The organism is Blastococcus sp. KM273129 (genome assembly GCF_021698995.1).
In the GTDB taxonomy this organism is placed as follows: Bacteria; Actinomycetota; Actinomycetes; order Mycobacteriales; family Geodermatophilaceae; genus Blastococcus.
In genome coordinates this window covers 1-7249 of sequence record NZ_SSXB01000128.1, presented here as the reverse complement: position 1 = coordinate 7249, position 7249 = coordinate 1, and the positions used below count along the sequence as shown (strand labels likewise).

8 protein-coding genes are annotated in these 7249 nt (G+C 79.8%); 6 read left to right on the top strand and 2 right to left on the bottom strand.

Features of this window, described 5'->3' with window-relative positions; translation table 11 throughout:
- Window positions 1-152 precede the first annotated feature (152 nt).
- On the bottom strand, window positions 153-704 hold the full coding sequence (locus E9565_RS21115; protein ID WP_236836667.1) for a histidine phosphatase family protein: 552 nt from the start codon (window positions 702-704) through the stop codon (window positions 153-155).
- A gap of 65 nt (window positions 705-769) precedes the next feature.
- Here E9565_RS21115 and E9565_RS21110 point away from each other — a divergent pair, with 65 nt between their 5' ends.
- Complete coding sequence (locus E9565_RS21110; RefSeq protein ID WP_236836666.1) at window positions 770-1558, top strand: oxidoreductase; 789 nt, start codon at window positions 770-772, stop codon at window positions 1556-1558.
- 10 nt (window positions 1559-1568) lie between these two features.
- Window positions 1569-2537 (top strand): aldo/keto reductase, encoded by a 969-nt coding sequence (locus E9565_RS21105; protein WP_236836665.1) that lies wholly within the window; start codon window positions 1569-1571, stop codon window positions 2535-2537.
- A gap of 3 nt (window positions 2538-2540) precedes the next feature.
- On the opposite strand, the gene E9565_RS21100 is transcribed toward E9565_RS21105, so the two are convergent.
- Entirely contained in the window at window positions 2541-3380 is an 840-nt protein-coding gene (locus tag E9565_RS21100; protein WP_236824962.1) for an HAD family phosphatase, read from the bottom strand.
- A gap of 125 nt (window positions 3381-3505) precedes the next feature.
- Between E9565_RS21100 and ssd the strand changes: the two genes are divergently transcribed.
- From ssd to E9565_RS21080, 4 genes are read left to right on the top strand one after another with little or no spacing between them, the layout of a single operon-like run.
- Window positions 3506-4570, top strand: coding sequence for a septum site-determining protein Ssd (ssd, locus tag E9565_RS21095; protein ID WP_236824961.1), 1065 nt, complete (start codon window positions 3506-3508; stop codon window positions 4568-4570).
- Complete coding sequence (locus E9565_RS21090; RefSeq protein WP_236824960.1) at window positions 4567-5706, top strand: TadA family conjugal transfer-associated ATPase; 1140 nt, start codon at window positions 4567-4569, stop codon at window positions 5704-5706. The genes ssd and E9565_RS21090 overlap by 4 nt, the downstream gene beginning before the upstream one ends.
- Window positions 5703-6494: a type II secretion system F family protein gene (locus tag E9565_RS21085; protein WP_236836664.1), complete on the top strand. Its 792-nt coding sequence runs from the start codon at window positions 5703-5705 to the stop codon at window positions 6492-6494. The genes E9565_RS21090 and E9565_RS21085 overlap by 4 nt, the downstream gene beginning before the upstream one ends.
- Window positions 6491-7222, top strand: coding sequence for a type II secretion system F family protein (locus E9565_RS21080; RefSeq protein WP_236836663.1), 732 nt, complete (start codon window positions 6491-6493; stop codon window positions 7220-7222). The genes E9565_RS21085 and E9565_RS21080 overlap by 4 nt, the downstream gene beginning before the upstream one ends.
- Window positions 7223-7249: the final 27 nt, after the last annotated feature.

Genomic DNA, 7249 nt, shown 5'->3' with positions numbered 1-7249 from the left:
GGATGGGCCGGGCAGCGACCGGTCGTGGCATGGGCCGCGCCACCTCCGCGCGCAGGGGCACCGGGCGGGGCCGGGCGGCCCCGACCTCCGGCGGCGGCATCGGCCGGATGGTGCAGGGCCTCCTCCGCGGGCGCTGAGCTACCCGGCCGCGCTCACTCGCAGATCTCCAGCCGGGTCACCGTGCCGTTGTGCGGGGTGACCGCGGGCATCGCGTCGGGGCCCAGCCCCGCCGCGACGGCCTGGGCGGCGCGGATCGTGTCGCCGTGGGTCACCAGCGCGACCACGTCGGCCGGCGGCTCGCCGCACAGCTGGGTGAGGTAGGCGGCCACGCGCGCGTGCAGCTCGGCCAGGCTCTCGCCGCCCTCGGCCGACCAGTGCGCGTCGGACCAGTCGACGACCTCCCACAGCTCCCGCGACGGCCGCCCCTCCAGCACCCCGTAGCCCTGCTCGCGCAGCGCCGGGGTGGTCGTGAACGGCAGACCCGTCGCGCGGGCGCAGTGCTCGGCGGTCTGCACGGCCCGCAGCAGGTCGCTGGACAGGAGCACACCCGGCCGCAGCCGGGCCAGCTCCGCGGCGGCCGCCTGGGCCTGCGTGTGCCCCAGGGGCGTGAGCGGCACGTGGGCCACCTGGCCCTGCATGCGGCCGGCCGCGTTCCACTCGCTCTGCCCGTGGCGCACGAGCAGCAGGGTGAGGGGTCGGGCCATGGCAAGGAGGCAGCGTAGGGCAGGGGTCCGCGGGCCCGTGCGCCCCGCCTCGTACCGTCGTGGGCGTGAGCATCCCCGTCCGCCCCGGCGCGGCCCGTCCCGCGACCGCTCCCGGTGCCCCGGACCCGCTGGCCCCCCTGCTCGACCTGCCGGGCGTCCGGGACGCCGCCGACGCGGCCCGGGCGGGCGTCGACCGCCTGCTCGGCCACCGGGTGCTGCGCCGGGAGTCCGCGGGCGTGAGCACCGAGTCGGCGCTCCGCGGGGCGCGGGCCTCCGCGGCCCTGGCCGGCGTCGACGTGCCACTGGCGGAGCTGCGGGCCGGCGGGGTCGACGACCCGGTGGTGCAGGGTGCGCTGCGCGTCTCCGCGGCGCTGGGCTCGATGGTCGAGACCTGGCCGCGGGCCCCGGGGCAGGTGATCGCCCGCCTGCACGTGCTCGCCGCCGCCGACCTCGCCGACCGGGCCGACCTCGGCCGGCCCGCCCCGCACGCCGGTCCGCGGCTGGCCGGGCTGTTCTCGCTGGCCGCCGCCCCCACCACCGTGCCCGCGGTCCTCGTCGCGGCGCTGGTGCACGGCGAGCTCGCGGCGCTGGCCCCGTTCGGCACCGCCGACGGGGTCGTCGCCCGGGGCGCGGCCCGGCTCACCGGGATCGCCCGCGGGCTGGACCCCAAGGCGGTGTCGGTCCCCGAGGTCGGTTTCGCCGAGCTCGGGCGGGACGCCTACGGCGAGGCGCTGGCCGGCTACGCGGCGGGGACCCCCCAGGGCGTGGCCGCGTGGCTGGTGCACTGCTGCCGCGCCACCGAGCACGGCGCCCTCGAGGGCCTCGCCATCTGCGAGAGCCTGCTCCGCGGCTGAGACTGGGGGCATGCGCACCCTCGACGTCCCGGGGCTCGGCCCCGTCAGCCGCATCGGCCTGGGTACCTGGCAGTTCGGGTCCCGCGAGTGGGGGTACGGCGACGGCTACGCCGACCGGGCCGCCCGCGACATCGTGCGCCGGGCCCGCGAGCTCGGCATCACGCTGTTCGACACCGCCGAGGTGTACGGCTTCGGGCGCAGCGAGCGGATCCTCGGGGAGGCGCTGGGGGAGGAGCGCGACCGCGTCGTCGTCGCCAGCAAGATCTTCCCGGTCGCGCCCTTCCCGAAGGTCGTCCGCCAGCGGTGGGCGGGCAGCGCCCGCCGGCTGGGCGTGGACCGCATCCCGCTGTACCAGGTGCACCAGCCCAACCCGCTCGTGCCCGACACGGTGACGATGCCCGGGCTGCGGGCGCTGCTGGACGAGGGGCGGATCGGTGCGGTCGGCGTCTCCAACTACTCGCTGGACCGCTGGCGGGCCGCCGACGCCGCGCTGGGCGCGCCGGTGGTCGCCAACCAGGTGCAGTTCTCCCTGGCGCACGCCGGCCCGCTGGAGGACCTGGTGCCCTTCGCCGAGCGCGAGGACCGGCTGGTCATCGCCTACAGCCCGCTGGCGCAGGGGCTGCTCGGCGCGAGGTACTCGGCCGGGAACCGGCCCGGGGGCGTGCGCGCGGTCAACCCCCTGTTCGGCACCGAGAACCTGCGCCGCGTGGAGCCGCTGCTCGACGTCCTGCGGCAGGTCTCCGACGCGCACGACGCGACGCCCGCGCAGGTCGCCCTGGCCTGGCTGGTCGCGCAGCCGCGCGTGGTGGTCATCCCCGGCGCCTCCAGCGTGGCGCAGCTGGAGTCCAACGCCGCGGCCGACGATCTGGCGCTGGCCGGCGACGAGCTCGCGGCGCTGACCGCCGCCGCCCGCGCGTTCACCCCGGCGTCCGGCGTCCGGACCCTGGTCGACGGGCTGCGGGAGCGGTTCGGGCGCTGAGCCTCAGGCGCCGCGGCGGCGGCGCCGGCCGGGCGCCGGGTCGTCGGGCAGCAGCCCGGCGCGCAGCGCCCGGTGCCGGGCGTACCAGGCCAGCCCGACGACGGCGGCGCCCACGCCCATCGCGGCGCCGGTGACCACCGGCGCGGGCGGCACCGAGAAGCGGGAGCGCATGCTGACCGGCCGCTCGAAGCGCAGCACCGGCCAGCCGTGCTGGAGCGCGGCCTTGCGCAGCCCGCGGTCGGGGTTGACCGCGGTGGGGTGGCCGACCACGGAGAGCATCGGCAGGTCGGTGATCGAGTCGCTGTAGGCGTAGCAGTCGGCCAGGTCGTAGCCGCCCTCGTCGGCGAGCCGGCGGATCGCCTCGGCCTTGTGCTCGCCGTACGCGTAGAACTCGATCTCGCCGGTGTAGCGGCCGTCCTCGGTGACCATGCGGGTGGCGACGACGCGGTCGACGCCCAGCATCTCGCCGATCGGCTCCACCATCTCCGCACCGCTGCTGGAGACGATGACGATCTCCCGGCCGGCGGCGCGGTGCTCCTCGATGAGGTCGGCGGCCTCGGCGTAGACCAGCGGGTCGACGATCTCGTGCAGCGTCTCGCGGACGATCTCGTGGACGGTGGCGGCGTCCCAGCCGGTCACCATCGCGGTGAGCTGGGCGCGCAGCCGCTCCATCTGCTGGGCGTCGGCGCCTGCGAGGGAGAACACGAACTGCGCGTACGCCGTCTTCAGCACCGCGCGGCGGTTGATCAACCCGCCGTTGAAGAACGGGCGACCGAACGCCAGGGTGCTGGACTTCGCGATGACCGTCTTGTCGAGGTCGAAGAACGCCGCGGAGCGGGACACGTCAGCCACGGTAGCTGGATCGGCAGGTAGCGGACCGGGGTGGACCGTGTCCACACCCGAAGGGGTCATCCACAGTTCCGCTCCCGTTCTGGTCCCGTCCGCCCGGTGCCCGGTGTGCTCGCCCCGTGCCTGCCCTGCCGCCCTCCCGCCCCCTCGTGGTCAGCACCGACGAGGACCTGCTCGACGAGCTGCTGCGGCTGGTCGCGGCCGCCGGGGCCGAGGCGGAGCTCGCCTCCGGTGGCCCGGCGCTGCGGCGCGCGCACCGGGAGGCGGCGCTGGTGCTGGTCGGCGCCGAGGCGCTGGCGGCCGGGGCGCTGCGTGCCCTGCCCCGCCGGCCGGGCGTTGTCGTCGTCACCACCGCCGAGCTCCCCGCGGAGGGGTGGGCGGCGGCCGTCGAGGCCGGTGCGGAGCGGGTGGCGGTCCTCCCCGCCGACGAGGGGTGGTTGCTGTCCCGCTGCGCCGCCGCGGTCCGGGCGCCGGCCGAGCGGGGCCGGCTCGTCGCCGTGGGCGGCGCCTGCGGCGGGGCGGGCGCGAGCACCCTGGCCGCCGCGGTGGCCCTCGCCGCCCCCGGGGGCGCCGTCCTCGTCGACGCCGACGCCTGGGGTGGCGGGCTGGACCTGCTGCTGGGCGCGGAGCTCGCCGAGGGGCTGCGCTGGCCGGACCTGGCGGGGCTGCGCGGCGAGGTGGCCGGCGACGCGCTGCTGGGCGCCCTGCCCGGGGTCGCGGGCATCCACCTGGTCTCCGCCGACCGCGCCGGCGCGGGGCCGATCCCCGATGCAGCGCTGAGCGCGGTCGTGGGTGCCGGCCGCGGAAGCGGGCGGCCCGTCGTCGTGGACCTGCCCCGGCCGGGCTGCGCGGGCCCGGGGCGCGGCGCGCAGGAGGTGCTGGCCGACGCCGACCTCGCCGTGCTGGTGGTGCCCGCGCGGCTGCGCGCCGCCACGGCCGCCCGGCAGCTCGTCGGCGCCGCGGGTTCCCCGTGGTCGGCGGCGCACCTGGTCGTGCGCACCCTGCCCGGCGGCCTGCTCCCCGGTGACGTGGCCGAGGTGGTGGGCCGGCCGGTGGTGGCCGAGCTCCCGCACGACCGGGGAGCCGTCGCCCGGGCCGAGCGCGGGCAGCCGCCGGGTGCGCAGCCCCGGTCGCCGCTGGCCGTCGTCGCCCGGCGGCTGCTGGCCGAGGTCACCGGCTCGTGAGCGAGCCGTCGCTGCTGGACCGCGTGCGCGCGCGGCTCGCCGTCGTCGACGAGGTGCCCTCGCGGGCGGGGGTGGCGGCGCTGGTGCGCGCCGAGGCCGGCGGGCTGCTGGGGGACCGCGACGTCCTGCTCGCCGCGCGCGACGCCGTCGACGAGCTGGCCGGTGCCGGGCCGCTGGAGCCGCTGCTGCGGCTGCCCGGGGTCACCGACGTCCTGGTCAACGGGCCGGGTGAGGTGTGGCTCGACCGCGGGGCCGGGCTGGAGCGGGCCGCCGGCGTCCGGTTCCCGGACGACGACGCGGTGCGCCGGCTGGCGGTGCGGCTGGCCGCCTCGGCCGGCCGCCGCCTCGACGACGCCGCGCCGTGGGTCGACGTCGGCCTCCCCGGCGGCACCCGGCTGCACGCGGTGCTCCCGCCGGTGTCCGCCGGTGGCACCTGCCTCTCCCTGCGGGTGCTGCGCCGGTGCGCGCAGGCGCTGGCCGACCTGGCGGCGGGCGGTGCGCTGCCCGGCGAGAGCGGGGCGCTGGTGCGCGCGGTGGTGGCCCGGCGGGTGGCCTTCCTCGTCACCGGCGGCACCGGCTCGGGCAAGACCACCCTGCTCTCGGCCCTGCTCGGAGAGGTCGACCCGGCCGAGCGGCTGGTGCTCTGCGAGGACGCCGCCGAGCTCACGCCGCCGCACCCGCACGTGGTGCGGCTGCTCACCCGGCCACCGAACGTGGAGGGTGCCGGGGCGGTCGGCCTGCGCGACCTGGTGCGGCAGGCGCTGCGGATGCGCCCCGACCGGCTGGTGGTGGGCGAGGTTCGCGGCCCGGAGGTGGTCGACCTGCTGGCCGCGCTGAACACCGGGCACGACGGCGGCTGCGGCACCCTGCACGCCAACCGGGCCGCCGAGGTGCCGGCGCGGCTCGAGGCGCTGGGCGTGGCGGCCGGGCTGGGCCGCGCCGCGGTGCACAGCCAGACCGCGGCGGCCCTGGACGTGGTGCTGCACCTCCGGCGGACGGCCGGTGGCCGGCAGCTGTCCGAGATCGGGCTGCTGCGCCGGCAGGGGGAGCTGGTGGTGGTGGAGCCGGGCTGGCGGGCCGACGGCGGGCCCTGCCCGGCCGGTGACGCGCTCCGGCGGCTGCTGGCGGGTCCGTGAGCGCGGCGCTGCTGGCCGTGGCGGGCGCGGTGCTGCTCTGGCCCGACGGGCGCGCGGTCGCCCGGCACCGGCTGCACCGCCCCGGTCCGCCCGCCGGCTCCCGGGTCCCGGGGCGGGTGCCGCTGCCGGTCGTCGCCGCGGTGGCGGCCGGTGGCGCGGGTGCGCTGCTGGCCACCCCGCTCGTGGCGGTGCTCGCCGCCGGCTGCGCCGCGCTCGCCGCGCGGGCCCGGCTGGCCGGCCGCCGGGTGGCCGCCGACGTCACCCGCCAGGCGGTGCTGGCCGATGCGCTGGGCGCCGTCGCGGCGGAGCTGCGGGCGGGGCGCGCGCTGGCGGAGGCGGTGCGCTCGGCCGCCGCCGACTGCCCCGATGCCGTCGTCGGGGCGGCCCTGGTGCGGGCCGCCCGCGCATCGGCACCGGGAGGGGACGGCGGGCGGGACGACGGCGACGGCACGCCCGCCGCGCTGGCCCGGCTGTCGGCCGCGGTCGCGCTCGGCGCCCGCACCGGCTGCTCGCTGGCCGCGGTGGTCGCCGCCGTCGAGGACGACCTGCGGGCCCGGCTGGCGCGGCGGCGGGAGCTGCTGGTGGCCACCGCCGGGCCCCGGGCCGGCGCCCGGCTGCTGGCGGGCCTGCCGGTGCTGGGGCTGGCGATGGGCAGCGGCGTCGGCGCCGACCCCTGGCACGTGCTCACCGCCACGGCGACCGGGCAGGGGCTGCTGGTGGCCGGGGTGCTCCTGGAGGCGGCCGGCGTCGCCTGGACCGGCCGCCTGGTGCGCCGGATCGCGCGGTGACCGCCGCGCTGCCGGTGCTGCTGCTGGCCGCCGTGGTGGCGCTGTGGGTGCCCGGCGCGGTCGTGGCCGGGGAGCGGGTGCGCCGGGTGGCCGCGGGTGCCCGTCCGACGACCGGCTCCGGGGACGCCGCGGCCGGGGGCGCCGCGCGGCGGTGGGTGCTCGCCGGGGCGGCCGGGTTCGCGGCGGGCCTCCTGGTCGGGGGCGGAGCCGGCGCGTGCGCCGCCGTCGTCGTCACCGGGGCGGGGGAGCGGCTGCTGCGCGCCGCGGCGCCCGACCGGGACGCCGAGGAGCGGGTGGCCCTGCTCCGGGAGCTCCCGGTGGCCTGCGAGCTGCTCGCGGCCTGCCTGGGGTCGGGGCTGCCGCTCGCGGGCGCGCTGGCCGCGGTCGCCGGGGCGGTGCCCGGTCCACTGGGCCGGCGGTTGCAGGGCGTCGCCGCGCTGCACCGCATGGGCGCCCCACCGCGGCGGGCGTGGGCCGGCCAGCCGGCCGAGCTGGGCGGCCTGGCCCGCGTGCTGGTGCGGGCGGGGGAGTCCGGCGCCGCCGCGGTGCCGGCGCTGCACGCACTGGCCGGCGAGACCCGGTCCGCGGCTCGCGCGCAGGCGCAGGCGGCGGTGCAGCGGGCGGGGGTGCTGGTGCTCGCCCCGCTCGGGCTGTGCTTCCTGCCCGCGTTCGTCTGCCTCGGCGTGGTGCCGCTGGTCCTCGGCCTCGCCGGCGACGTCTTCGGCTGAGCGTCCACAGCCCCCGGCCCCCTCCAC

Coding starts and splice junctions, on each gene's coding strand:
- E9565_RS21115 (WP_236836667.1), bottom strand. CDS start 704: ATGGCCCGACCCCTCACCCTGCTGCTCGTGCGCCACGGGCAGAGCGAG.
- E9565_RS21105 (WP_236836665.1), top strand. CDS start 1,569: ATGCGCACCCTCGACGTCCCGGGGCTCGGCCCCGTCAGCCGCATCGGC.